We start from the raw sequence: 23,392 nt of genomic DNA on the forward strand, positions 1-23,392 counted from the left end.
CCGGGCGGCCTATTTCAGTTTTACTTTTCAAACTCGATGGAAACAGGAGTTGGATTAGTAAGCATGTCAAATACTGGTGAGAATTGTGACAAAGCTTTCAATTGCTCTTCGGAAGCATCGGATTTTACTTTGAATTTCACCTTGATTCCGTTAAAACCTTTTCTGACCTCTGGATCCAATCCAAGGAAACCGTGTAAATCACATCCACCTTCTAAGGTAGATTCCATTCCCTCAATGTCAATTCCATTGGCAGCAGCGTGGTACACCATAGCTCCTGTAAGGCAAGAACCCAAAGCGTGCAATACAGTTTCTGCAGGGTTAGGTGCCAAATCTTTACCTAAAAGAGGTTCTACATGATCAGCTTCCATAGTGAAAGCGTCTTTGCTTCTCTCCGTATGCTCGGCACCAACACCATACCAATCTTTGATACTGGTTACGCAATGTCCGCCATCAATCCAGTTTGTTTTGGCTCTAAACTCAAATTTTGCCAATGATGGTTCTTCTTGAACGTGATTGATGGTTTCTACCAATTGATCTACGTTTACTCCGTTTTTAATGTTTGCTGTTGTAATCATTTTTTTAATTTTTAAAGATTATTTTTTGTATTTGCCTTTACTAATGCAGTTGGCATGCCAAAGATTATAACTTATTAAAAATCAATTGATTATGTTCAAATCCAGTATATTTAAAAGTAACGATATTTCGTAAAATAACGAAATATCGTGAGTGTATTTATGAAATCTCGTGAATTATACAGGACGTACAATGCCCAGTGCCTTTATTTTGGAAGTTAAGGTAGTAGGGCGCAATTGTAAAAGTGCCGCAGCGCCATTTTCGCCAGAAATTTTCCAATGGGTTCGCTTCAACGCCTTGAGGATATTTTCTTTTTCCAGTTGTACCATTTCCTTTGAGGTGAGAATTCGATTTGAATCAATACCATCCTCTGCCAACTCTTCGGACCTGGACAGAGGAATTATAGTTTGCCAATTCACCAAGCCATTGTTCGAAACAATAATGGCTCGCTCAATTAGATTTTGCAACTCCCTTACGTTACCAGGCCAAGCATATTCCTTGAACAATTTCTTTTGGTCAGCGGATAAGGGTTCAATGTACTTGTTCATTTTTTTAGAGAACTGTTTTATCATTCTGTCAGCTATAATGCAAACATCATCTCCCCGATCTCTCAATGCAGGAACAGTTATTGGGAACACATTTAGCCTATAGTATAAATCCTCCCTAAATTTTCCAGTTTTGGAAAATTCCAATAAATCTCTATGGGTGGCCGCTATAATCCTGACATCTACTTTAGTAGTTGCTGAACTTCCAACAGGGTCAAACTCACCCTCCTGAATTATACGTAGAAGTTTAGGTTGTAAATCCAAGGGGAGTTCACCTATTTCGTCCAAAAATATAGTCCCCTTATCAGCTAGCAGAAATCTTCCTTTGCGGCTTGTTGTTGCACCGGTAAATGCTCCTTTTTCATGGCCAAATAGTTCACTTTCAATCAAATTGGCTGGAATTGCCCCACAATTGATTCGTATCAGTGGTTTTTCACTACGGTCACTCGCGTTATGAATTGCCCTGGCCACCAATTCCTTTCCGGTACCCGTCTCTCCTTGAATCAAAACGGTTGCTTCGGTAACTGCAACCTGTTCTACCAAATCAAGCACTTGGGCCATGGTACGATCTTGGGCAATTATCCCATAGTCGTTGGTCAGTTGTTTTATTTCTTCCTGTAGATATGCAGTTTGGTTTGTTAGGGAATTTATTCTTCGTTCTGCCAGTATCTTATCATCAATATTTCTGAGAATCAGGGTGTAAAATATCTTATCTCCAGAGCCATAAGAACTAATGGTCCCTTCGTTTAAGGTTTCCGTTTCGTTGGAACCAATCACTTTTACTTCTGACGGAAGATAAGTGTTCATCCCATCGTTTTGTCCATTTAAATGCGATTTGACCAACGATTCCAGCATATTGTTACTTTTCTCATCCAAAAAGAAAAGCACATTTCGCTTGACCACATCCTCATTTTCCAAAATGGAATGGGCAGAGGCATTGGCCAGTACAATTTTAAAATTGCTGTCGAACATGATGATGGCATCCATGGCACCATCTATTAGGCCCAACATTTTGGAATTAGACAGTTCGATTTCCTTTTTAGAGGCAGCCAAGCTTTCCTGGATAATGTCCAACTCCCGATGTCGTTTGATCAAAACCGATAAGACTCCCTTTGTGAAGCCTCTATCGGTTGTGATAAGGTTCACAAAGTTCTTGGGTTTGATTTTAAGCAGTGACGTATCTTTCAAAGCAGTTACCGACGCTGACCGCGGCTCTTCATCAATTAATGCATATTCGCCAAAGCAATCTGTTGGGGACAATACACTATATAAATGGTTTTGGTCATGAACCTTGACCTGTCCATCCAATATAACGTACATTCCATCAGCCGCAGCTCCCTTTTGAATAATGCACTCATTCTTTTCAAAGCGTTCCGTTTGTGCTTCCTTACACAATTGCAATAGAGAAGCTTTATCTACTTCAGAAAAAAAAGGGACTCTTTTCAGAAAACCCACAAGATGATTTAGTTCGGTTGTGGCCATGGTTACCTTTTGCTGGTTCAGCAGTAAATAAATATAAAGATTTGAAAACTAATCAGCATATCGTTCACAAGAAGGATATGTTTTTAGCGTGTTCCAAAAAAAATTATTCTTTAAGCTATCTACTATAAATATAACTGATGGTTTTTCATACTTTTATCTTTCAAATTTATAATTAATGACCATTACCCAATTGCAATATGTTTTGGCGGTAGCCGAGTATAAAAATTTTACCCTCGCTGCCGAAAAAAGCTTTGTTACCCAGCCTACGCTTAGTATGCAGGTGCAAAAACTTGAGGATGAACTGGATGTTTTGATATTTGACCGAAGTAAGAAACCAATTTCCATTACGGAAGTAGGAAAAAAAATTGTAGCCCAAGCTAAAAACATCGTGGCTGAAGCGGAACGCATCAAAGATATTGTTGATCAAGATAAAGGTTTTATAGGTGGAGACTATACCATAGGTATAATTCCAACAGTGATGCCAACATTACTTCCTATGTTTTTGAATACTTTTATTAAAAAGTATCCCAAGGTTAACCTAATCATTAAAGAACAACCCACTGACGCACTGATACGGAATATTCTTGACGGACATTTGGATGCGGGGATTGCTGCTACACCTTTGGAAATTGAGTTTATTAAAGAGCGACCGCTGTATTATGAGCCCTTTGTAGGGTATGTTCCCAAAAACCATCGCTTATCTTCCCAACAACTTTTGACAACGGAAGATTTACATGTGAACGATATTCTTTTGCTTCAAGATGGACATTGTTTTAGGGATGGTGTAATCAACTTGTGCAAATCCTCAAAGAGTTTGAACGGTGAGCAATTTAAAATTGAAAGTGGAAGTTTTGAAACGCTTGTCAGCTTGGCTGATGAAGGGATGGGAATGACGCTACTTCCCTATCTCAATACCCTTGAGTTAGATCAAAAGAAAACACAATTTTTAAAGCAATTCAAAAACCCTAGTCCAGCTCGAGAAATAAGTCTGATCTACCATAAAAGTGAGCTTAAAATCCAGATTACCGATGCCTTAAAGGAGGTGATTTCGAGTATTGTTAGAGGGGCGATAGCTTTTCAAGACGTAAAAATTATAAGCCCACTCGGAAAAACCAATTGATCTCAGGTTTTCCCTCAGTTTAAGTAGTACTGTAAAAAATAAAGGCCGCTTACAGCGGCCTCTTTTATGCTTTTATCAACAATAATGTGGGTTGTAATTCTGGCTTATCCAATATATAATATTGTAACCAGATCTTGAGTTCTTCAATTTCATTTGGTAATAACCTTGAAACAGCTTTTTTTAATTCTTTGGCGAAGAGTTTAGCATCAAAACTAACTTTTTGGAGAACAGTTTTGGTGTAATCTAACATTGCTCTGGGCATAGAAATTTGATTAAATTGGTTTAAAAGGTTGCTCCCCTAAATTAAGAAAAAACATGGTTCAATGCATCAAATTGCAGTTAAAAATTAAATAATTTCTTGTTAAATTCGACAAACAGTAAAATGTACCTCACATATTATCAGCAAATTAAGTATTTGACAATCATGTTGTTAACAGGGATTTTCTTGTTTTCAGCTTGTTCATCATCCCGTTTGGCCAAGTTTGACAAACGATTTGAAAATGACCCATTAAAAAATTCTTTTCATGGGTTGGTAGTACTGGATGCCCAAACAAAAAAAGTGGTGTACAATACCAATGGTAATCGCTATTTCACTCCTGCAAGTAATACAAAAATTGCTACCCTGTATACCGGTTTAAAAATGATTCCCGAGCATTTTCCCACATTGAAATATGTAGAAAACAAAGATTCTGTTTCTGTAATTCCTTCAGGTGACCCCTCCTGGCTACATCCCTATTTTAAAGATAGTACCGCAATTAATTTTCTTAAAGACAAGCATGTCTCCATATACTTAGAAGATTCATCAGAGGAAAGATTCGGTCCGGGCTGGGCATGGGAAGATTATGGTTTCTACTTTTCGCCGGAGAAAAGTCCACTTCCATTGTATGGCAATGTAGTCTCTTTGTCAAATATTGACGGAATGGAAGCTTCTCCCCTATTCTTTCTTGACGATGTTGTAGTTAAGGATACATCCATATATAGGAAGGAATTTAAAAACCAGTTTTACATTCATCCCGAAGAACAAGATACCCTCCAGACACCTTTTATTGTCGACCGTAATCTGGTCAAAAATCTACTGGAATCCGTTTTGCAAAAGGAGGTCACGCTCTTGGACGGTATTCCAAAAGGCAAAAAGGAGATTCTTTATGGGATAAAATCCGACTCCATCTTTAAACGAATGATGCATGAAAGCGACAATTTCCTGGCTGAACAGATATTGATGACAGCTTCTTCAACACTTTCTGATACCTTGGGCACCAAAAAGATAATAAACCATATGCTAGAGCATGAACTGTCGTTTTTGGAACACCAACCCCGTTGGGTAGATGGTTCGGGTTTATCTAGGTACAATCTGTTCACACCGAAATCCTTTGTACAGATACTACAAAAATTACATCAGGAGGTGGATGAAGGGCGTTTATTTACCTTATTCCCCAATTGGGATGCCACGGGAACCATTTCAAAGTGGGAAAATCCAAATAATCAACCTTTTATTTTTGCGAAATCCGGGTCATTTGGCAACAATTACAACTTGAGCGGTTATTTAAGAACGAAATCCGGGAAGCTGTTCATCTTTAGTTTTATGAACAACCATTTTAGAATTCCAAGTAGTGAGGTTCGGTCGCATATGTATAATCTTCTTAAATCAATTCACGAGAAGCATTGATTTTTTCGCCATTTGTCAATTTCCCAAACTTGGTCAAAAGTGTTTTAAGCTTTGGTGAAATATAAGTTTCACAAAAGGGTTTTTCCGGATTTGCGTAGTAATAATTCCAAAACTGTTCATCAGATGGCCTGAACTGTTTAAAATCGTACACCTGGGTAACAAGTTTTTGCCCAAAATCAGCATTCAATAGGTTCAGAATATCCGTCGCTTTCACATAGTCTTTTTGGGAATACACATAAACAGCAGACCTATATTTATGTCTGAACGAATGCGCTGAAGTGCTATTGTGGGTATGAAGATGGACTTCAATCAAGTTCTTCATGGAAATCACGGAATTGTCATAAGTAACCACTACAGCTTCCGAAAATGATTTTGCCTTGCCATGAGAAGCAACAAATCCTTGTTCAACTTCATTAACTCCTTTAAGGGATAAAAATACCGCTTCAGTACACCAATGACATCCGCCTCCCAAGGCAATTTTTGAGGTGTTCATGTCCTATTGGTCGTTAAAAACTCAATCAAATAACTTGTTGATTTGGGCATACTGTAGCAGCATAATGGTCTTGGCATCCTTTATTTCTCCATCAGATATCATTTGCAATGCTTTTTCAAATGACATTTCCAAAACTTCAATGTTCTCAGTTTCATCCTCAGCTCCTCCACCTTCGCTTACTTTCATTCCATCTTCATATTGACCAATAAAAAAGTAGAGAATCTCCGTTACCGATCCAGGTGACATGTACGACTCAAATACTTTTTCAACCTTATCAATCTTAAACCCTGTTTCCTCTTCCACTTCCATGATAATGGTCTGTTCCGCATTTCCCTTTTCCAAAATACCTGCACAAGCCTCTATCATCATTCCATCTTCATTTCCATTTAAGTAGGTGGGCATTCTAAACTGCTTGGTAAGTACCACATTCCCCTTTTCCAAATTGTACAGCAAAATAACCGCTCCATTTCCGCGGTCGTACGCTTCCCGTATCTGGGTTTCCCACTCACCATCCTCCCGTTGGTATTCAAACGACACTTTGTTCAAATAGTACCAATTGTCTGACAGGAGTTCTTTTTTGATGTTTCTTACACTTCCGTATTTCATTGGTTTAGGGTTTAGGGTTTAGGGTTTTAGGGTTTAGGGTTTAGGGTTTAGGGTTTAGGGTTTAGGGTTTAGGGTTTAGGGTTTAGGGTTTAGGGTTTAGGGTTTAGGGTTTAGGGTTTAGGGAAAATATATATTATGATGCAAATCAACAACCCGCACTCATAACTCATAACTCATAACTCATAACTCATAACAAAACTATACCGATGCTGCATTATTCAAATATTGACGGAACGGGAGCATTTCCAAATACACCTTTTTAATTTTCTCTTTGAAATCGTTCCTTAGAACATCCTCCACACTCAATTGATGCTCCACTGCAAAGGTTTTATTTCGTAACAATTCAATATGCGAATGATCATTTGTGAAGCCTTTAGGTGCATTGGTGAGCTTTTCATCTTCATACAACCCACCGAACAATTTTTTGAACGAGGGTCTATCCAGAATTTCTTGAAGCTCTTCCCCGTTGTAATCTATTCCATCACGAATACTTCGCAATGTTTTGGGTTCTGGCCTCCAAAATCCACCTGCTAGGAGGCACTGCTTTACTCCTATTTCAATATAAAAGTCTGCTGAATTTGGTGCTTTGTCCAACCCTGCCCCAAAATGATCTTTGTAGACGGGTTTATGCGGATGGAACATTAGATTGTTATTAATACGATTGATTCCCCTTTTTCCCGGCGTTGGAAAATAATCATTATGAAGTTGGGTCATGGTCCAATCCAAATCGTCCAACCATCTTATAAATTCTTCTCGAAGGGACCGATACCATTTTCGATTGGCATCCATCCATTCCTTATTGTTGTTTTTTTGGAGCTCAGTAAGAAAGTCAAAAAGGTTTTGGAAATTCATACTGCGAACTTAGTGAAAACACCCCTAAAGTCCCCTCAAGGGGACAATTTTAGTGTTTGGTAGATTACTTTTGGCTTCAAAACTTGTTATCGCCCATAACAATGTCCCCAAGTCCTCCAAGAAGGCTGCCTTCGCCTTTGTCTTTTCCTCCCCTAGGAACCGAGGCCAAAACTCTGCCGGCCAGTCGGCTAAATGGCAACGATTGTATATATACTGTTCCAGGACCCCTAAGCGTAGCAAAAAACAGACCTTCCCCTCCAAATACGGTATTCTTGATTCCACCTACAAACTCTATGTTATAATCCACAGTTTGAGAAAAGCCCACAATACAACCTGTATCTACTTTCAAAACTTCACCAGGTGCAAGTTCTTTTTTGGCCATGGTTCCACCAGCGTGTACAAATGCCATACCATCCCCTTCCAGCTTTTGCATAATGAAGCCTTCGCCACCAAAAAGTCCACGGCCCAGGCGTTTGGAAAACTCTATACCCACGGAAACGCCTTTGGCAGCACATAAAAAAGCATCTTTTTGACAAATAAACTTACCTCCTTTTTCAGAAAGGTCAATAGGCAATATTTTACCTGGATAGGGTGAAGCAAAACTTACTTGTTTCTTGCCTTGCCCTACATTTAAAAAAGCGGTCATGAACAGACTTTCCCCTGTCAATAAACGTTTACCGGCAGAAAACAGTTTTCCCAACACTCCAGAATCTTGATTAGAGCCATCTCCGAAAATGGTATCCATCTTAATATCGGTGTCCATCATCATAAAACTGCCAGCTTCGGCAACAACGGCTTCTTGAGGGTCGAGCTCAATCTCTACGTATTGCATTTCCTCCCCATAAATTTCATAGTCTATTTCGTGTGCGTTCATTTTTTTATAGTTTTTGTTGATACTTGTTAGTTGACGATTTTTAGGTTCTGTTACAAAAATCGGCACAAAAAAAGCAGCCAAAATTGACTGCTTAAATTCTGTTACATCTCTTGGGTGCTATTATTCCACTCGATGTTTTAAGAGTTATCCTCTACCTCCGCATCCGGGGCATTTTTCTTAACTGATTCTATACCATTTTCCATGGCCGAGGTAGATGTATACATTTCACTTTGTCCAATCACTTGGCCATTGGCAGCATTCAACGTAAAATAAGGGCTTCCATCCTTAGCGGTTTTGCGCTCAAAACGGCCATCATCTTTAGAGTTGGTACGAACAGACTCTATTCCGTTTTTACATCCGTCCATGCTAGCATAAGATTGGCTTGTTAAAATTACCTGTCCATTGCCCGCTTTAAGATTGAACATTGTTTTACCAGCGCTAGTAGACTTAATTTCAAATTTTCCCATGTGTGTTTAGTTTTCTATTAATTTCTGTTAATGGTGAATTTACTAAAAATTGTAATACCCCTAAGATATGAAGTTTATACCTTATTTTATACAGCTCTTTCAAAATTATAATAAGAAAAAGGGTGCGATTCTATTTCTTGTCAATGCAAATCAGATGTTTTAAGGTTCTGTGATAGAGTTTCCCATTGGCAAAGGAAGGAGAATTCACCGACCAGGTCTTTCCTTTTGGGCCAAGATCGTTTAGACTTATAAAGGCGCTTTCATCAAAAAACTCGGTTGTAGTGTCCATACAGTATACAATTCCGAGCATGGTAGTGAAAAACAATTTTCCGTTCACAGCCACTGGGTTACCGTTAAAATTCCAATGCCACCCATCCCTTCTAGACCTTTTATCATTGGAGACATCAAGGCCTCTTACATTCAAGGTTTCTGTGGTAAGTTCTTGATTCCAAATATAAGATTTGACTCCATTCTCATAATCCACTTGAACAGGCACTTGCAAATATTCCGCTTTCCCTGTTTTAAGATCTATTTTGGCGATGGTATATTCCGGACCAATGCTTTTCCTATAATTTCCCTCTTTAAAACACATAAAAAAGAGTTTGTCATTCACAATAATGTTGGTATACCAAGCAGGAAAAATGGTCAATCCCATTTCAGCTTTTACATCAATGTTCTTTTTTACAACATATTTGCCCAAAGTAGTATCATAACTTCTAACATCCGCATTTTCTGTTAGTGATACCTTGCGCAGCAGTTCACCAGACTTGGCATCGACAATATGGACTACATTTTGACTCTCTGTGTACCATACCGCATAGTCCTTGTTCCATGTAGAATGGTATAGGGCCAATCCTTCATCGGCTTTATACTGCCATATTCTTTTTCCAGTTTCCACATCTATTAGGGAATATCCTGTTGGTGTTTCAGGGACACCATGGTGTCCTCCTCTTCCAATCATAATTGCAGGTTTTCCATTGGCCGTTTCTGACAGGAAAGGAGTATTGTAATGTGTTAAGCCATCTTCAGAAATCCAAATTTCCTTACCAGTTTTTTTATCAAGACCATACAGATAATTCCAGCCATAATTTCTATGGCCATCTTTTTTCCAATAGGTCTCCATGTTTATGACCAAGTTGTCCACAATAAAGGGCTCAAACTGTTTATTGAATGGAAAATGTACCCCGTCCAACTCTTCAACAGGTTTCCAGTTTCTCTCCCAGATCAGGTTCCCCTCAAAATCAAAACAGTTCAGGTTACCACTTGCGTTGTAGAACCATACATGTTCACCATCGGTGACCGGTCCCGGAGTGGAGGAATCACTGAAACCATACATGTACTCGCTCTTAGCACTCCCTTTAAGTTCTCTTTGCCAAATGATATGGCCATCGTTGGCATCAATGCACAAAGCCAAAACATCCGATCCCTTGATTTCACCTCCCTCTTCAACTTCAAAAATGGGTTTCATGACAGTTAGGAAAATCGTGTCATTCCAAATAGCAATCCCACTTTGTCCTCCTTCCGGTAACTCAGCTTTCCAAAGAACATTATTTTCGGTGGTAACGCTAAATTCCGTGGGGACGTCATAATTTGTTTGTAAGGTCCAATCTCCATTGGGACCCGCAGGTTGAGGCCAATTATTCTCCTTCTGGGCGTTAATTGGAATAATTAATACTAGGCTAACGATTAGCAGTGTAAATTTCATATGCTGTTTCAATGTTGGTTGGATTTAGAGTACTACTTCTTTTCTAGATTGGTTTGGTTAAGATTTCTTGAGTTTTAGTGTCCATTCAAAATTAAATGTGGAAACCACTATTCCTTCTTTATTGACTCCCACGGATTTCATCCAAACCGTTTGACCCTCTCCTGTTTTTATTGTGTTCTGAATGGCATCTACCACCAACCCCCCTTCGTCGCAAGTGAAGGTGATTCTGCCCGTAGCTTTTTTAGAAAAGTTGGCATTGTTGTTCTGTACCAACATGGATATTCTTTTACCGCTTTTCTGAATTTCACTCATGACCAAGGCACCCGTACTAAGCTCGGCAGCCATTCCCTGAACGGCCCAAAACATGGATCTAAATGGATTTTGATTTATCCATTTGTGTTTAACAGTAGTTATCGCCTTTTTCTCATCAATATATTTTAAACGAACACCGCACCACCATGCAGATGGAAGTTTAAAAAACGTAAATGAGTTGATTTTACTAGGTGTAAGGCCCATAATAGAGTTTTATTGATGCTAAAAATAACTAAAATACCCGCTATTTCAATATGTTAAATTAATGTTAATATTTAGTACTTTGTTTTGCATAGTACCATCTTTTGGACATATATTTGCATTGTAAGCTAATAGGTAAACTAATTTTGTTGTACAATATCAATCAAAAACCATGACAGAATCACTAACAAAACACGAACGAAATTTGTCCGCCATTATACATGCGTCAACTTTTTCAAAGTACTTTATCCCCTTTGGTAATTTTATCTTGCCATTGATTTTGTGGACCGCGAATAAGAAGGAACACAAGTTTGTGGATTACAACGGCAAACAAGCTCTAAACTTTCAAATAAGCATGTTGCTCTACTCTATTGTAGTGGGTCTGATCAGCATTCCCTTCTTTGTAGGTTTTTTGCCTGACTTGTTTGATGGAAACTTTTTCGGATTTCACCGTTTAAGTGATCTAAACAATCTAAACATCCATATAAGTAGTGATGACTTTAGGTTTGGTCGATTTTTTTGGCCAATCGGCATCACGGGGCTATTGCAAGCTGCTTTGGTGGTAATCAATGTGGTGTATACCATTTTAGCCACCATTAAAACCAACGAAGGCGAAACATTTAAGTACCCTTTCACCATAAAATTCATCAAATGACATAGCGAGTTTATTCATCAATCAAATCAATCAAAAACAAAAATCATCAATCATCAATCATCAATCATCAATCATCAATCAAAAACGAACAGTTAATTTAATAGAACCATGAAGTTATGAATATAGAAAACACAAAAGCACAGATGCGCAAAGGGGTTCTAGAGTATTGCATACTTTCTATCCTAAGTGATAAGGATAAATATGCATCTGAAATTCTAGGAGCTCTTAAAGACGCTAAGATGCTGGTGGTGGAAGGTACAATTTACCCTCTTTTAACAAGGCTGAAAAATGCTGGGTTGCTCAACTATCGTTGGGAAGAATCCACCTCTGGCCCACCGCGCAAATATTACGCACTTACCGAAACAGGCCAATTGTTCCTTAATGAACTCAACGGCACCTGGGATGAGCTTAGAAATGCAGTTAATCTGGTAACCAACACAAAATAAGAATCAAAAAAATGAACAAGACAGTAAATATAAATCTCGCAAATACCCTCTTTCATATAGATGATGAGGCGTATAACAGGCTAAGGCGTTACCTGGAATCTATAAAACGGTCGTTTTCAGGAACAGCAGGGAGCGAAGAGATCATTGCCGATATTGAAGCAAGGGTGGCCGAACTCTTTTTGGAGAAAATGGAAAACGAACGACAGGTCATCACCCAAAAGGAAGTGGATGAAGTCATCAATATTATGGGACAGCCCGAAGACTACATGGTAGACGAGGATATTTTTGAGGACGAACCTCGAAAAGCCCATTCCCATTCTGCTCGCAAGACCAAAAAACTGTACAGGGACATTGACCAAAAGTACATTGGAGGCGTCTGCTCAGGCCTAGAACACTATTTAGGGTTTGATGCACTTTGGATACGCTTGATCTTTATCCTATTGGCAGTGTTCACCGGTTTTGGACTAATAGCCTATATCCTCTTATGGATCTTGGTACCAGAAGCTGCCTCCACCTCCCAAAAATTGGACATGACGGGGGAGCCCATCAACATCAGCAATATAGAACGCAAAGTTAAAGAGGGGTTTGATGATGTTACGGATAAAGTAAAAAGTGTTGACTACGAAAAAGTGGGCAACAAGGTCAAAAGCAGCTCCAAGACCTTTTTTGACACCATTGGGGACATTATCATGTTCCTTTTTAAAATCTTTGGAAAATTCATAGGAATCCTATTGATCATTATCGGTGCCTCTACACTTATTGGATTGTTCATTGGAGCATTTACAATGGGCATGTTTGATGCGGTGAATCTACCAGGGGTTGATTTTTATGAGATAGTGAATACTACAGGTGCACCTGTTTGGGTTGTTTCCGTATTAATGTTCTTTGCCATTGGCATTCCTTTCTTTTTCCTTCTTTATTTAGGGTTGAAGATTTTGGTGAACAACTTAAAATCTATTGGGAACATAGCAAAATTCTCGCTTTTGGGCCTTTGGTTAATATCTATTGGAGCGTTAATTGCTCTGGGTGTTCGTCAAGCTGCTGAATTTGCCAACGTAGGAAGTGTAAATATCAAGGATCGAGTTCTTGTGGAAAATTTGACAGATACCTTGTTTATAAAAATAAAGGACTCCGAGTTGGATTATGGTATGGAGGATGTTCATTTTGGACGTATGACCTTCACCTATGATGAAAACGACAACAGAATACTTATTTCTGATGATGTTGACATCAAAGTGAGGAAATCAGATGATTCCTATATCAAAATCAATGTAAGAAAGGATGCGCACGGTAGCTCTACATTAAAGGCCAGGGAAAGGGCCAAACAAATCAACTATGGGTACCAACTTCAGGAAAACGAGATTATCCTAGATGAGTTTCTTACCACGGCCACATCTAACAAAGCCAGAAACCAGGAGGTTACCTCAACCATATACATTCCAGAAGGAAAAATGGTACAGTTTGAGGAATCTACCAGAGGTTTTATTGGTAGGGGAATCAAAAATGACAAGGATTATTATCGAAGCTCCATTGTAGGCTATACATGGGTCATGGGAGAAAATGGGGAACTAAAATGCCAAAATTGTCCATTGGAAGAAGACGAAGACGATTACGAAGATGAAGATTTAGAGGGCGGTAAGATCATTATAGATGAAAACGGCGTGAACATTGACGTTAAGGACAGAGATGACCAGTTTGAAATGAAAATAGACGAAAACGGCATCAAAATAAAAGCAGGTGAAAAAAAGGACAATTGAGTAGCCATTTTCAACAACTCAGAAACCTTTAATACCTAAAAAACAATTTAAACACGAATTTTAATCAATCATTAAAACAACAATCATGACAACACTAGCACGAATAGCAATCGCAATTTTATTTGCCATCTTTGCCTCCTCCTGCAAATTCGACATCAACTTTGGGAATGGCAAACAAGGAAACGGACAAGTAGTAGAGGAAACCCGAAAAGTTACGGAGGACTTCACCATAGTATCGGCTTCTGAAGGCTTGGACGTATTTGTAACTCAAGACCAGGATTTCAAGATTACGGTAGAAGGAGATGAAAACATCATTGACCTTATAGGGACTGATATCAGGGACGGGAAGCTTAAAATACATGCCATAGAGAACATTGGAAGGGCAACCAAAAAAGTATATGTGTCCTTACCTGAGATTACAGCTTTGAAAAGCTCGAGCGGAGCCGATCTTATTGCCCAAAATGTGATCAACACTGAAAAAATAGAATTGGACGCCAGCAGTGGATCCGATCTAAGGGTAGAATTAGTAGCCTCAGAAGTTTCGGCTGATGCAAGCAGCGGTGCCGGTATAAAGGTTTCTGGGAAAACGGATATCCTATATGCGGATGCCAGCAGTGGTTCAGATATCAGGGCGCGTGAACTGATGACCAAAAAATGCAATGCAGATGCTAGTAGTGGTGCTGACATTACGGTCAACGTATCAGAATCTTTGGTCGCAGATGCCAGTAGCGGAGCGGATATTAGATATACGGGTGAAGCCAGCGTTCAAACCAAAAAATCCGTATCTGGAAGCGTTCATAAATATTAAATGCTCTAATCAATCAAAAAAACTAAGTAGACCAATCCAATTCAGGGCCTAGTTATTGACTAGGCCCTTTTTTATGAATTAAATTGCGATATTCTCAATTTAATACCTTTATTCTTAATTAATTAACAAAAAAATTCATATCTTATAAGAGAAAACAAACCGGTAACTCTAAACGCTCAACTATGAAAAAATTACTTGGATTGGTTTTTCTGATGTTCATTCTAGTTTCTGCTACCAAATTTGCATCTCCAAAACCTGTAACAATGCATTCTATTGAAGGAACATGGGAGCTTCAAAGTTTTTACAATTTTGACGATGGAGTTCACATTTCTGATACCGTACCTACCGCAGATGGGTACAGACAGGTAAAGATGTTTTATAATGGCAAAGTAATGTGGTCCAGATATGCACCACAAGATTCTTTGGAATGGTTTGGATATGGAACCTATAGAATTACTTCAGATTCCTTGATTGAAACCTTGGAGTATGCCTCATCTCCAATGATGAGAGCCATGGATACACTTCGTGTATTTAATTTTGAGTTAAGAATAACGGATGACTCCTATAGTCAAATTAGTTTTGACGAGGAAGGTAATCGGACCTTTTCCGAAAACTACAAACGAATTGATTAATTGAATTAGCACTCCACTAAAAAAGGCGCTGTATAAAACAGCGCCTTTTTTATAGCCTTCTATTTATATAAAATCTTAGGAAGCTACTGCCTCGCTTTCTATTGACGCCAAATAACGTTCGGCATCCAATGCCGCCATACATCCCGTACCTGCTGCCGTAACGGCCTGTCTGTATTCCTTATCTTGTACATCCCCACTTGCAAATACCCCAGGTTTGTTGGTCTTGGTTGATTTCCCTTCCGTAATAATATATCCGGTATCGTCCATATCCAATTGACCTTTAAAAATATCTGTATTGGGTTTGTGCCCAATAGCAATGAAAAGACCTGTAATTGCTATATCCTCTTTTTCTCCTGTTTGGTTGTTCACCATTCTAAGGCCCTCTACTACCTGCTCGCCCAAAACTTCATCTACCTCAGTATTATATTTAATCTCAATATTATCCAGGCTGTTCACTCTATGTTGCATCGCTTTGGAAGCCCTCATATAATCTTTACGGACCAACATAGTCACCTTTTTACAGATATTGGCCAAATAGGAAGCTTCTTCAGCTGCAGTATCACCTGCGCCTACTATAGCAACTTCCTGACCCTTGTAAAAGAATCCATCACATACCGCGCAAGCAGAAACTCCTCCACCTCTTAAACGTTGCTCACTTGGAATATTTAGGTATTTGGCAGTAGCGCCTGTTGAGATTATCACTGTTTCCGCCTCAATCAATGTGGAATCGTCCACGGTTACTTTGTGTATTCCACCTATTTCATCGCTAAAATCCACTGCAGTAACCATCCCAATCCTTACCTCGGTTCCAAATCGCTCCGCCTGTTGTTGCAATTGAACCATCATGGTTGGGCCATCTATACCCTCAGGGTATCCAGGAAAGTTATCCACCTCAGTGGTTGTGGTCAACTGACCTCCCGGTTCCATGCCTGTATACATAACCGGTTTCAAATCTGCTCTTGAAGCATAGATTGCCGCCGTATATCCCGCTGGACCCGATCCAATAATCAACGTTTTTATTCTTTCTATCTGTTCTGACATAACAAAATCTTCCGCTATAAATTAGTAATACAAAAGTAGGTTTTTTGTTCAGAAACTTACATTATGTTATTGGTTGATTTTGTTTGCAATGTCAATGCGCTTTTGAAGCACCAAAACACAAGCGTTTTGTTGGCTGTTTCCTCAAAAGAAAAATACTTGCCAAGCACAAAAAAACCGTTACAACCAAGGAGCTCAACCTCAAAAAACCCCTCGGCGTAACGGTAACCTCATAAAAACGAATTAAGGGTTGAACACTAAAAAGTACCCCACAAACACCCCATATCCAATTCTCAGAGGTCTTTAACTTAAATTTTATACCTCTTTTGTTACTTGGGGTAAACTTACCATTGAATCATTCATAAGTAGGGGTATAATTAATCAATGCACCATATCCGTTAATGAATGCCCCTTTTGGATCAACATTTATTTTTTGTGGAGGGTCTATTGGGTAAAAAAAGAGACATGAAAACAATCTTTTATAGATTGTTTTCATGTCTCTTCAAATCTTTTTGACAAAAAGTAGTTAGTCTATAGATATAAATAGTACACCACGGTAGTGGAGAAATTAGATTAAAGAGCAAAACACTCACCCCGCTTCCCTTGTTTATGGGAGAATGAATGACACCAATTTTCTCAAAGCTTCATCACAAACTTGGAAATAGTAGGCACAATTGGGTCATTGGGCAATGTTTTGGGCAAGTTCATTTCTTCAGGTCCTGGCCCAACAAAATCCGTCTTTTTCGGCTCAATAATAATTTTGTCATGCTTTAGCGTCACAAAAGTGTACAATGGATCTTTATAAGGAATTGTGTATTTGATCCATTCGTATTTTTCATCGATTTCCTTACTATAGCGTATAACTTTATGGTCTCCCCCAACCCATCTATATGAAGCACTGTTTATTTGAACGTAATAAATTCCATTGATCTTGGTCATAAAATCTGTATGGGTATGGCCACTGATACAGCACATCACTTTTTGAAATCCTGCTGTTTTATTCTCATTTTCCAAAATACTTCTTATTTCACCCATATTGGCAACACCATCATATTCCAGTTCCAATGATTGATGGCTAAAGATAATTGTGGGCTTATTGGTTTGCTGAAGATCATTTTTAAGCCACTCCTGTTGTTCTTTTCCAATGTAACGGTTATACCCCGACCATGGTTTTGGGTTTGGGTCGTTACCATCTAACACAATAAAATGAACCCCTTTGCTGTCGAAAGAATAATAATTCTTGGGCATATCCCAAAAAGCCCTTGCCTGATCACGTGTAAATCCACCATCCATATCATGATTGCCAAGAACATGGTATTTTACTCCTCTAAAGCTGTTCCAGATGTCCATGAAAGGTTTATTGTAATCATAGGGTCTGCAAAAATCCCCTAACTGGAGGATAAAATCCGGTTGTTTTTTGTCTGCAGCGGTTATAAAAGATTGCAAACGTTCATCTGCATCGTGCATTACATCTTTGTGCACGTCTGCAATTAAACCAAACTCTACGGTCTCTCTTTTTAACATGGAAGGGATCACGTCAATAGGCAATGTTAGGGCCACTCCCATCATACCGGTTCTCTTGACAAACTTTCTCCTATTCATGTTAGTTTTGAAATTGCTCATACTCTAATTCAATTTTTGCTTTATGATTATTTATTTGGACGATGTTTTACAAGTTATAATAAATATAAAGGAGAGGCCTGCAAACGACCTCTCCTCTAACTCAAACTAAACAAAAAACTAACTCAAATTAATTTATATCCCAGAAAATTTTAGTGGTCATATTGTCCATAGACGAAACCGCTTGAAAATTTTCAGAGTTACGAGATCTTTCATTATCAGGGTATAACCATCTTACCGGAGGTAACGATTGTGTATTTGCATTATCTGGTAAAAATTCCAATTCTGGTAAATCCAAACGGCGTTGTTCCGCCCAATTTTCATGTAACTGCACCACACCGTAATGAATCCATTTTTCAGTAGCGATCAATTTCATTTTGTCAGCGTCACTACCGCTCCACATAACATCTGCACTGGCAAGGTAATCATCAACTTCGGTAGCTCCTAAGGGCGTTAAAGGTCCGGATACATCATCTGCAGAAAGGGTTCTTACCCAATAGTACCATGTTGTAGATTGCTCAACACCCATTTCATAAGCAGTTTGAGCCATAGCATCATTCCCTCCTCGCAAATAATATTCCGCCTTGATGAAGTTCACTTCTGCAGCACTTATTAGGACTCCTGGGAAGAATTCATTTTGGTTAAAAGCAGAACGATTGAACAGGCTAATCTCTCCATTATCCGCTGCTGTTGTTTGAGCAGTACCGTCATCTAAAGGATTAATACCTCGGTATTCTCCATCATCTTCTGCTGGTTCGAAAAAGACGCGAATTCTAGGATCGTTGTTGTCGTTCATATGATCCACCATTTTCTTTCCAGCAAAATTGGTGTACCAACCATCACTTCCGAATCCATTTTCAAATCCTTTGGAATTAATAGGCGAATCTAAATCTACAACCTCAACCTGGATGTTTTCATCGTTGGCATCCACAATTGGAAAACTTCCTGAATTACTCAAAATATCATTTATCTCTGAATCCGCACGGGAAGAAAATTCCGAAACTCCAGAAACACGATTTAGTATTCTCAAGCGTAAAGAATTACAATATTTTTTCCAAAGTGTAATATCCCCATGATTTATATAGTCTTGGGTATCAAATATTGTTTTTGTGGATGCACTGATTGAAATGGTATTTAGCTCATCGGCAAATGCTTTAAGCTCATCAAGCATTTTTGTGTAAATCTCCTGAGAAGAATCATATGTAGGTAATGAAGAGAGATAGTCACCTCCATTTTGACTCAATCTACCCGCATCCGAAAACGGAATATGTCCGAATAAATCTACCATTTTTTGTGTGTGGTCAAACACGTATATATTGGCAGCTAACCAAAATATCCTGTTTTTTGCCTGCTCTTCCTCGGGCAAATCATTATAAACTCTTTCCAGCTCTCTATATTGCTGAAACATTCTATAATAATTCCTGTTCCACTGCTCATCTACACTAGCAGACCCAACTACGTATTGGCTAAGACCATTTATTGAACCTGCTGCTTGTGTCCAAGGCAATAAGGTAGGTCTGAATATGATAAAATAGTTATTATAATTAGGAACTACATAATCTCTGTTGGTTGCTAAAATCCCGGTAAATTGTTTTGGTACCGTAGTTTCGGCAATTTTATTGGGGTCTGCATAATTATCAGCAAAGTCAGCTTTCTGACAGCCCGTATATGTGACCGTAACCGCCAGCAACATTATATATATATATTTCTTCATGTTTTAAACTTTTTTAATTATTCTTTTTCTTATCATCTAGAGTTTAGCACGTACACTCAATCCAAATGTTCTGCTTGCAGGGTTTGTTCCTGCATTACTTACATTTTGTGCCCATCTAGAACCAGCTGTAAGCTGCTCCGCATCCATGTCTTTTATATTTCTATATAAATAGAAAAGGTTTCTTCCGAACACTGATAGTTGTATATCCTGAAACCCTATTTTCTTAGATACCTCTTTAGGGAGTTGGTAACCTAAAGAAAGCTCACGCATTTTGAAATATGTATTCTCTTTAATGTACAACTCGTAACGTGTATTTGGGCTATATTGAGGCCCACCCCAGTTATATACTGTCCAATAATACTCAGGATTTGAGGTAATGTAATCGTTAGGTGATCCGTCCGCTTTAACACCGTCCAAAACAATACCGTTATCGTAAACTACCTCTCCATTAGGACCCTGTGCTGTTCCTGCAGCTATTAAATTGCGGTCTCCAGTATTGGCGTCTGCATACCACGATAAACCACCATGTTCAGTATCCATTCCATTTAAACTCTCTTCAGTTAAGCCTCTACCGGTCATCCAGTTTATAGCAGTTGGCATAACATAACCACCTATTCTATAATCGATCAAGCCACTTAATGAGAAGTTTTTATATCTGAAGTAGTTTGAAACCCCACCAACAGCTTTTGGTTGTGCGCTACCTACTTTTATCCACTCATCGGGGTCTACCTTGTACAATCCATTAGGATCCACAATTTTACCGCCATTAGCATGGGTCGCTACTGGATGTGTATAAAAAACACCTACAGGTTCGCCTGGCTCTGATCTTAATTGAGCACCGCCTCCATCAAAATCTCTGTGCAGCAATTCTTCTAAGCCTGGAGCCAATGATTCTACCTTGTTTTCATTTTTTGCAAAATTGATATTCATGTCCCATGTAAAATCTGCAGTAGAAATCGGTGTTGCATTTAAGCCTATTTCAAATCCTTTATTGCGCATGGTTCCGATATTGGTCAATATGCTACCCGCTCCTGAAGAGTTTGGTAAAGAAAGTGGGATAATCTGATCCTCTAGCCTAGAATCATAATAAGCCATATCAAGGCCTATTCTACCTTGAAAAAACTTAAGGTCTAAACCAAATTCGATTTCTCGTAAGGTTTCAGATTTTATCCCATCGTTACCTGCTCTATCCGGAATTGTAGTATAAATTACAGAACCTCCTCCTTGAGACCCCAAGGTGTTTTGGTCATAGGCAACATTTGCCGCGTACCTTCCAGGGAAGTTTCCTACTTTACCCCAAGATGCCCTAAGTTTTCCATAAGAGAGAAATTCTGGCATATCAAAAGCATCAGAAAATACAAATCCAGAATTTACTGATGGATAGTAAAATGCGTTATCGTCGGGATGCATTGTTGATGTACGGTCACGTCTAATTGTACCTTCTAAATACAAGTAGCCTTTGTAGTCAAAATTTGCTGTTGCCAAAAATGCATCTTTGGTCAATGCCTCTTCATCACTTCCCGAATTCGCTGTATTGGTAGAAGCATTTAGTGAAAACCAATTTTCTACACTCAATCCTCCATTGACACCTCTATTGGTCCTAAAAAACGTCTCTTTGGTAGCATTATAACCTGCCATCAATCTCATTCCCAAATCTGGAGTAAGTTCTTTGGAATATGTTAAAAGTACATCGCCATAAAAGATTTTGCTTATTGAATTCTCGATGCCATAATGGCCAGAAGGGCCATAAATTAAAGGTCTTGTTGATGTGTTTTTGGATTGGGATTGATAACTTGTGAAGTCCGTAGAAATCCTACCTCTTAAGTTTAACGCATTAGTAATATCCCAATGCTGTGTAATACTTGCAATGACACGATCCGTGTTTTCTTCGTATCTATTTTCATTAACACGCCAGGTATAATCCAATACGTCACCACGGTAACCAGGAATTCTTATATTTTCGTCTGGAGTAAAAGTGTTTGTGTTATCCCCTGTTACATAACGGTAACCCAAGCTGGTCTTGTAGTATTCTTGATACCAGTTTCCACTATCGAAACGGGTCATCATACCGCCAAAGTTATTTGTTAAACGATCAATAGAGTATGGTCTGCTTTTCACTTTAGCGTTAACATAGTTAACCAAAATATCAGTCTTTAAATCATCATTCCATTGAAAGCTGGTGTTTAAATTAAAAATGTTTTTATCATTTTCAGAATTTCTACTTAAGCCTTCATTGTCCTGACGCGTATAAGAGAATCTAAGGTTAGAATTTTCCGTACTGTTTACAATAGAGATGTTATTGATGAAGTTGTGTGCATCTTGATACAAACCTTCCGGTCCATTTTGTGCAGTGTAAGGTATTACATCACCTGTCCAAGCCAAAGTCGGCTGACCATCAAATTTAGGTCCATAGTTCAATGTTGTACCAATAGGAATACGATTGCCATCTCTTTCCAACCACATATCTTCTCCTTGACCAACATCATTCAGATAAACAGGATAACCAGGACCTCTTACATTTTGGAATCTGGGGAAGTAAGCAGCCTTGTCAGTAGTATATGTTGAATTGACACTAACTCCCAAGCCTTTTTTCCCACCTTTACCAGTTTTTGTGGTAATAAGAACAACACCGTTTAAAGCTTCGTTTCCATAAAGGGCTGCAGCAGAAGCACCTTTAAGAATAGATATATTAGCAACATCCTCTGGGTTAATATCCAAAAGACCATTACCTCTAACTCGTTGATCTGCCCAATAGTTGTCATTACTAACATCATCGTTACGAATTGGTATACCATCTAACACAATAAGTGGCTGGGTACTTCCTGTTATAGATCCAATACCACGAATTTGAATATTTACAGCACTTGTAGACCCGCCGGAAGTAGCCGCAATACGAACACCAGGTGCTTTACCATATAATGCAGTGGCAACGTTAGGTGTACCTGTTTTAACAATTTCCTCTGCTTTAATTGTAGATGTTGCATAACCTATAGCTCGTTTTTCTCTTGTAATACCCAAAGAAGTTACTACAACTTCTCCGAGAACCTGAGTATCTTCCGCAAGGGTTACATTTATCGTATTCTGACCGCTAATTGGGATTTCCTTGGTTTCATATCCAATATAAGAGAATACCAACGTAGCCGAAGTGTTTGAAACACTTATGGAATAATTTCCGTCAAAATCGGTTTGTGTTCCATTACCGGTTCCTTTCTCTATGACGGTGGCACCAGGTAAAGGTTGACCATCTTGGTCTAAAATCTGTCCAGTAACCGTATGATCTTGTAGTAGAGTATTAGTAGACAGTCTATTTTTTTCTGAAGCTCTCATCTTTCCCGTTTTCAAAGAAATACGCTTCTTCTTAACCACAAAATAGATATTAGTGTCAGAAAACAACGACTCAAGAATGTCATTAATCCGTTCTTGTTGTGCATTAACGGATACTCTTCTATTCACATCTACTTTGGCATGGTTGTATAGAAATCTAAATTCAGAAAGGGATTCTATTTTATCAAAAACCTCCTCTACAGTGGCATTGTCCAATTTTAATGTAATCTTGGTGTTTTGAGAATATGTACTAGCCTGTATTTGGAACAGTGAAACTATAAGTAAAAGTGACGTTAGTTTCATCTTTAGATTAGTAATAAGCAACCTTTCCCATAGGGAAAGACCGCCTAGGTTTAATTTTTTCATACTTTTGAATGGTTTGCTGATTTAACTTAGTTTTTAGGTTAAGTCACTTTTTACGCCGGAAAATGCTCCAACATTTTCCGGTTATTTTTTTTTAGAGTGACTTTTATGGTTCTCTTTACGCTCTTTTTATTGCATA

20 protein-coding genes are annotated in these 23,392 nt (G+C 38.6%); 7 read left to right on the top strand and 13 right to left on the bottom strand.

All coding sequences use genetic code 11. The features are described from left to right. Positions 1–20: 20 nt before the first annotated feature. Both ACOQO1_RS07365 and ACOQO1_RS07370 read right to left on the bottom strand, forming a co-directional pair. Positions 21–575 (bottom strand): OsmC family protein, encoded by a 555-nt coding sequence (locus ACOQO1_RS07365; RefSeq protein WP_420602219.1) that lies wholly within the window; start codon positions 573–575, stop codon positions 21–23. 174 nt (positions 576–749) lie between these two features. Beyond that, entirely contained in the window at positions 750–2,600 is a 1,851-nt protein-coding gene (locus ACOQO1_RS07370) for a sigma 54-interacting transcriptional regulator (protein WP_420602220.1), read from the bottom strand. Positions 2,601–2,775: 175 nt separating this feature from the next. Here ACOQO1_RS07370 and ACOQO1_RS07375 point away from each other — a divergent pair, with 175 nt between their 5' ends. Together ACOQO1_RS07375 and ACOQO1_RS07380 are read left to right on the top strand one after the other, a co-directional pair. After that, the gene (locus tag ACOQO1_RS07375; RefSeq protein ID WP_420602221.1) at positions 2,776–3,720 is read left to right on the top strand and encodes a hydrogen peroxide-inducible genes activator; all 945 of its coding nucleotides are present in this window, start codon (positions 2,776–2,778) and stop codon (positions 3,718–3,720) included. Between the two features lie 424 nt (positions 3,721–4,144). Beyond that, positions 4,145–5,386: a D-alanyl-D-alanine carboxypeptidase gene (locus ACOQO1_RS07380; protein WP_420602222.1), complete on the top strand. Its 1,242-nt coding sequence runs from the start codon at positions 4,145–4,147 to the stop codon at positions 5,384–5,386. Here ACOQO1_RS07380 and ACOQO1_RS07385 read toward each other — a convergent pair. The 7 genes from ACOQO1_RS07385 to ACOQO1_RS07415 all read right to left on the bottom strand — a co-directional run bounded on the left by ACOQO1_RS07385 (position 5,361) and on the right by ACOQO1_RS07415 (position 10,899). Beyond that, on the bottom strand, positions 5,361–5,879 hold the full coding sequence (locus ACOQO1_RS07385; protein ID WP_420602223.1) for a peptide-methionine (S)-S-oxide reductase: 519 nt from the start codon (positions 5,877–5,879) through the stop codon (positions 5,361–5,363). The genes ACOQO1_RS07380 and ACOQO1_RS07385 overlap by 26 nt on opposite strands. Before the next feature lie 21 nt (positions 5,880–5,900). Further along, positions 5,901–6,485 (bottom strand): NUDIX domain-containing protein, encoded by a 585-nt coding sequence (locus ACOQO1_RS07390; RefSeq protein ID WP_420602224.1) that lies wholly within the window; start codon positions 6,483–6,485, stop codon positions 5,901–5,903. Between the two features lie 198 nt (positions 6,486–6,683). Further along, positions 6,684–7,337: a DUF2461 domain-containing protein gene (locus ACOQO1_RS07395; protein ID WP_420602225.1), complete on the bottom strand. Its 654-nt coding sequence runs from the start codon at positions 7,335–7,337 to the stop codon at positions 6,684–6,686. A 76-nt stretch (positions 7,338–7,413) separates the two neighbouring features. Beyond that, entirely contained in the window at positions 7,414–8,211 is a 798-nt protein-coding gene (locus ACOQO1_RS07400) for a TIGR00266 family protein (protein WP_420602226.1), read from the bottom strand. Positions 8,212–8,348: 137 nt separating this feature from the next. After that, positions 8,349–8,678 (bottom strand): YegP family protein, encoded by a 330-nt coding sequence (locus ACOQO1_RS07405; protein WP_420602227.1) that lies wholly within the window; start codon positions 8,676–8,678, stop codon positions 8,349–8,351. A 130-nt stretch (positions 8,679–8,808) separates the two neighbouring features. Then, the gene (locus ACOQO1_RS07410; protein ID WP_420602228.1) at positions 8,809–10,383 is read right to left on the bottom strand and encodes a PQQ-binding-like beta-propeller repeat protein; all 1,575 of its coding nucleotides are present in this window, start codon (positions 10,381–10,383) and stop codon (positions 8,809–8,811) included. A gap of 57 nt (positions 10,384–10,440) precedes the next feature. Next, on the bottom strand, positions 10,441–10,899 hold the full coding sequence (locus ACOQO1_RS07415; protein WP_420602229.1) for a DUF4442 domain-containing protein: 459 nt from the start codon (positions 10,897–10,899) through the stop codon (positions 10,441–10,443). Positions 10,900–11,068: 169 nt separating this feature from the next. Here ACOQO1_RS07415 and ACOQO1_RS07420 point away from each other — a divergent pair, with 169 nt between their 5' ends. From ACOQO1_RS07420 to ACOQO1_RS07440, 5 genes are all read left to right on the top strand, one after another. Then, on the top strand, positions 11,069–11,551 hold the full coding sequence (locus tag ACOQO1_RS07420) for a DUF4870 domain-containing protein (RefSeq protein WP_420602230.1): 483 nt from the start codon (positions 11,069–11,071) through the stop codon (positions 11,549–11,551). A gap of 116 nt (positions 11,552–11,667) precedes the next feature. Continuing rightward, positions 11,668–11,997, top strand: coding sequence for a PadR family transcriptional regulator (locus ACOQO1_RS07425; protein WP_420602231.1), 330 nt, complete (start codon positions 11,668–11,670; stop codon positions 11,995–11,997). A gap of 11 nt (positions 11,998–12,008) precedes the next feature. Further along, a complete protein-coding gene (locus ACOQO1_RS07430) occupies positions 12,009–13,754 on the top strand; it encodes a PspC domain-containing protein (protein ID WP_420602232.1) in 1,746 nt (581 codons plus the stop codon). A gap of 85 nt (positions 13,755–13,839) precedes the next feature. Next, on the top strand, positions 13,840–14,562 hold the full coding sequence (locus ACOQO1_RS07435) for a head GIN domain-containing protein (protein ID WP_420602233.1): 723 nt from the start codon (positions 13,840–13,842) through the stop codon (positions 14,560–14,562). Positions 14,563–14,744: 182 nt separating this feature from the next. Beyond that, entirely contained in the window at positions 14,745–15,194 is a 450-nt protein-coding gene (locus ACOQO1_RS07440; protein ID WP_420602234.1) for a hypothetical protein, read from the top strand. Positions 15,195–15,269: 75 nt separating this feature from the next. Here the strand turns inward: ACOQO1_RS07440 and trxB are convergent, their stop codons facing one another. The 4 genes from trxB to ACOQO1_RS07460 all read right to left on the bottom strand — a co-directional run bounded on the left by trxB (position 15,270) and on the right by ACOQO1_RS07460 (position 23,256). Then, a complete protein-coding gene (trxB, locus tag ACOQO1_RS07445) occupies positions 15,270–16,235 on the bottom strand; it encodes a thioredoxin-disulfide reductase (RefSeq protein ID WP_420602235.1) in 966 nt (321 codons plus the stop codon). 633 nt (positions 16,236–16,868) lie between these two features. After that, positions 16,869–17,834: a metallophosphoesterase family protein gene (locus tag ACOQO1_RS07450; protein ID WP_420602236.1), complete on the bottom strand. Its 966-nt coding sequence runs from the start codon at positions 17,832–17,834 to the stop codon at positions 16,869–16,871. Positions 17,835–17,982: 148 nt separating this feature from the next. Next, entirely contained in the window at positions 17,983–19,566 is a 1,584-nt protein-coding gene (locus ACOQO1_RS07455; protein WP_420602237.1) for a SusD/RagB family nutrient-binding outer membrane lipoprotein, read from the bottom strand. A 36-nt stretch (positions 19,567–19,602) separates the two neighbouring features. Then, positions 19,603–23,256, bottom strand: a complete 3,654-nt coding sequence (locus ACOQO1_RS07460) for a SusC/RagA family TonB-linked outer membrane protein (RefSeq protein WP_420602238.1) — start codon at positions 23,254–23,256, stop codon at positions 19,603–19,605. Between the last annotated feature and the right edge of the window lie 136 nt (positions 23,257–23,392).

This window comes from Flagellimonas sp. (assembly GCF_965222555.1).
GTDB lineage: Bacteria > Bacteroidota > Bacteroidia > Flavobacteriales > Flavobacteriaceae > Flagellimonas.

Excerpts from the sequence above, each read along its gene's own strand:
- ACOQO1_RS07365 (WP_420602219.1), bottom strand. The coding sequence starts at position 575 with ATGATTACAACAGCAAACATTAAAAACGGAGTAAACGTAGATCAATTG.
- ACOQO1_RS07370 (WP_420602220.1), bottom strand. The coding sequence starts at position 2,600 with ATGGCCACAACCGAACTAAATCATCTTGTGGGTTTTCTGAAAAGAGTC.
- ACOQO1_RS07375 (WP_420602221.1), top strand. The coding sequence starts at position 2,776 with ATGACCATTACCCAATTGCAATATGTTTTGGCGGTAGCCGAGTATAAA.
- ACOQO1_RS07380 (WP_420602222.1), top strand. The coding sequence starts at position 4,145 with ATGTTGTTAACAGGGATTTTCTTGTTTTCAGCTTGTTCATCATCCCGT.
- ACOQO1_RS07385 (WP_420602223.1), bottom strand. The coding sequence starts at position 5,879 with ATGAACACCTCAAAAATTGCCTTGGGAGGCGGATGTCATTGGTGTACT.
- ACOQO1_RS07390 (WP_420602224.1), bottom strand. The coding sequence starts at position 6,485 with ATGAAATACGGAAGTGTAAGAAACATCAAAAAAGAACTCCTGTCAGAC.
- ACOQO1_RS07395 (WP_420602225.1), bottom strand. The coding sequence starts at position 7,337 with ATGAATTTCCAAAACCTTTTTGACTTTCTTACTGAGCTCCAAAAAAAC.
- ACOQO1_RS07400 (WP_420602226.1), bottom strand. The coding sequence starts at position 8,211 with ATGAACGCACACGAAATAGACTATGAAATTTATGGGGAGGAAATGCAA.
- ACOQO1_RS07405 (WP_420602227.1), bottom strand. The coding sequence starts at position 8,678 with ATGGGAAAATTTGAAATTAAGTCTACTAGCGCTGGTAAAACAATGTTC.
- ACOQO1_RS07410 (WP_420602228.1), bottom strand. The coding sequence starts at position 10,383 with ATGAAATTTACACTGCTAATCGTTAGCCTAGTATTAATTATTCCAATT.
- ACOQO1_RS07415 (WP_420602229.1), bottom strand. The coding sequence starts at position 10,899 with ATGGGCCTTACACCTAGTAAAATCAACTCATTTACGTTTTTTAAACTT.
- ACOQO1_RS07420 (WP_420602230.1), top strand. The coding sequence starts at position 11,069 with ATGACAGAATCACTAACAAAACACGAACGAAATTTGTCCGCCATTATA.
- ACOQO1_RS07425 (WP_420602231.1), top strand. The coding sequence starts at position 11,668 with ATGAATATAGAAAACACAAAAGCACAGATGCGCAAAGGGGTTCTAGAG.
- ACOQO1_RS07430 (WP_420602232.1), top strand. The coding sequence starts at position 12,009 with ATGAACAAGACAGTAAATATAAATCTCGCAAATACCCTCTTTCATATA.
- ACOQO1_RS07435 (WP_420602233.1), top strand. The coding sequence starts at position 13,840 with ATGACAACACTAGCACGAATAGCAATCGCAATTTTATTTGCCATCTTT.
- ACOQO1_RS07440 (WP_420602234.1), top strand. The coding sequence starts at position 14,745 with ATGAAAAAATTACTTGGATTGGTTTTTCTGATGTTCATTCTAGTTTCT.
- trxB (WP_420602235.1), bottom strand. The coding sequence starts at position 16,235 with ATGTCAGAACAGATAGAAAGAATAAAAACGTTGATTATTGGATCGGGT.
- ACOQO1_RS07450 (WP_420602236.1), bottom strand. The coding sequence starts at position 17,834 with ATGAATAGGAGAAAGTTTGTCAAGAGAACCGGTATGATGGGAGTGGCC.
- ACOQO1_RS07455 (WP_420602237.1), bottom strand. The coding sequence starts at position 19,566 with ATGAAGAAATATATATATATAATGTTGCTGGCGGTTACGGTCACATAT.
- ACOQO1_RS07460 (WP_420602238.1), bottom strand. The coding sequence starts at position 23,256 with ATGAAAAAATTAAACCTAGGCGGTCTTTCCCTATGGGAAAGGTTGCTT.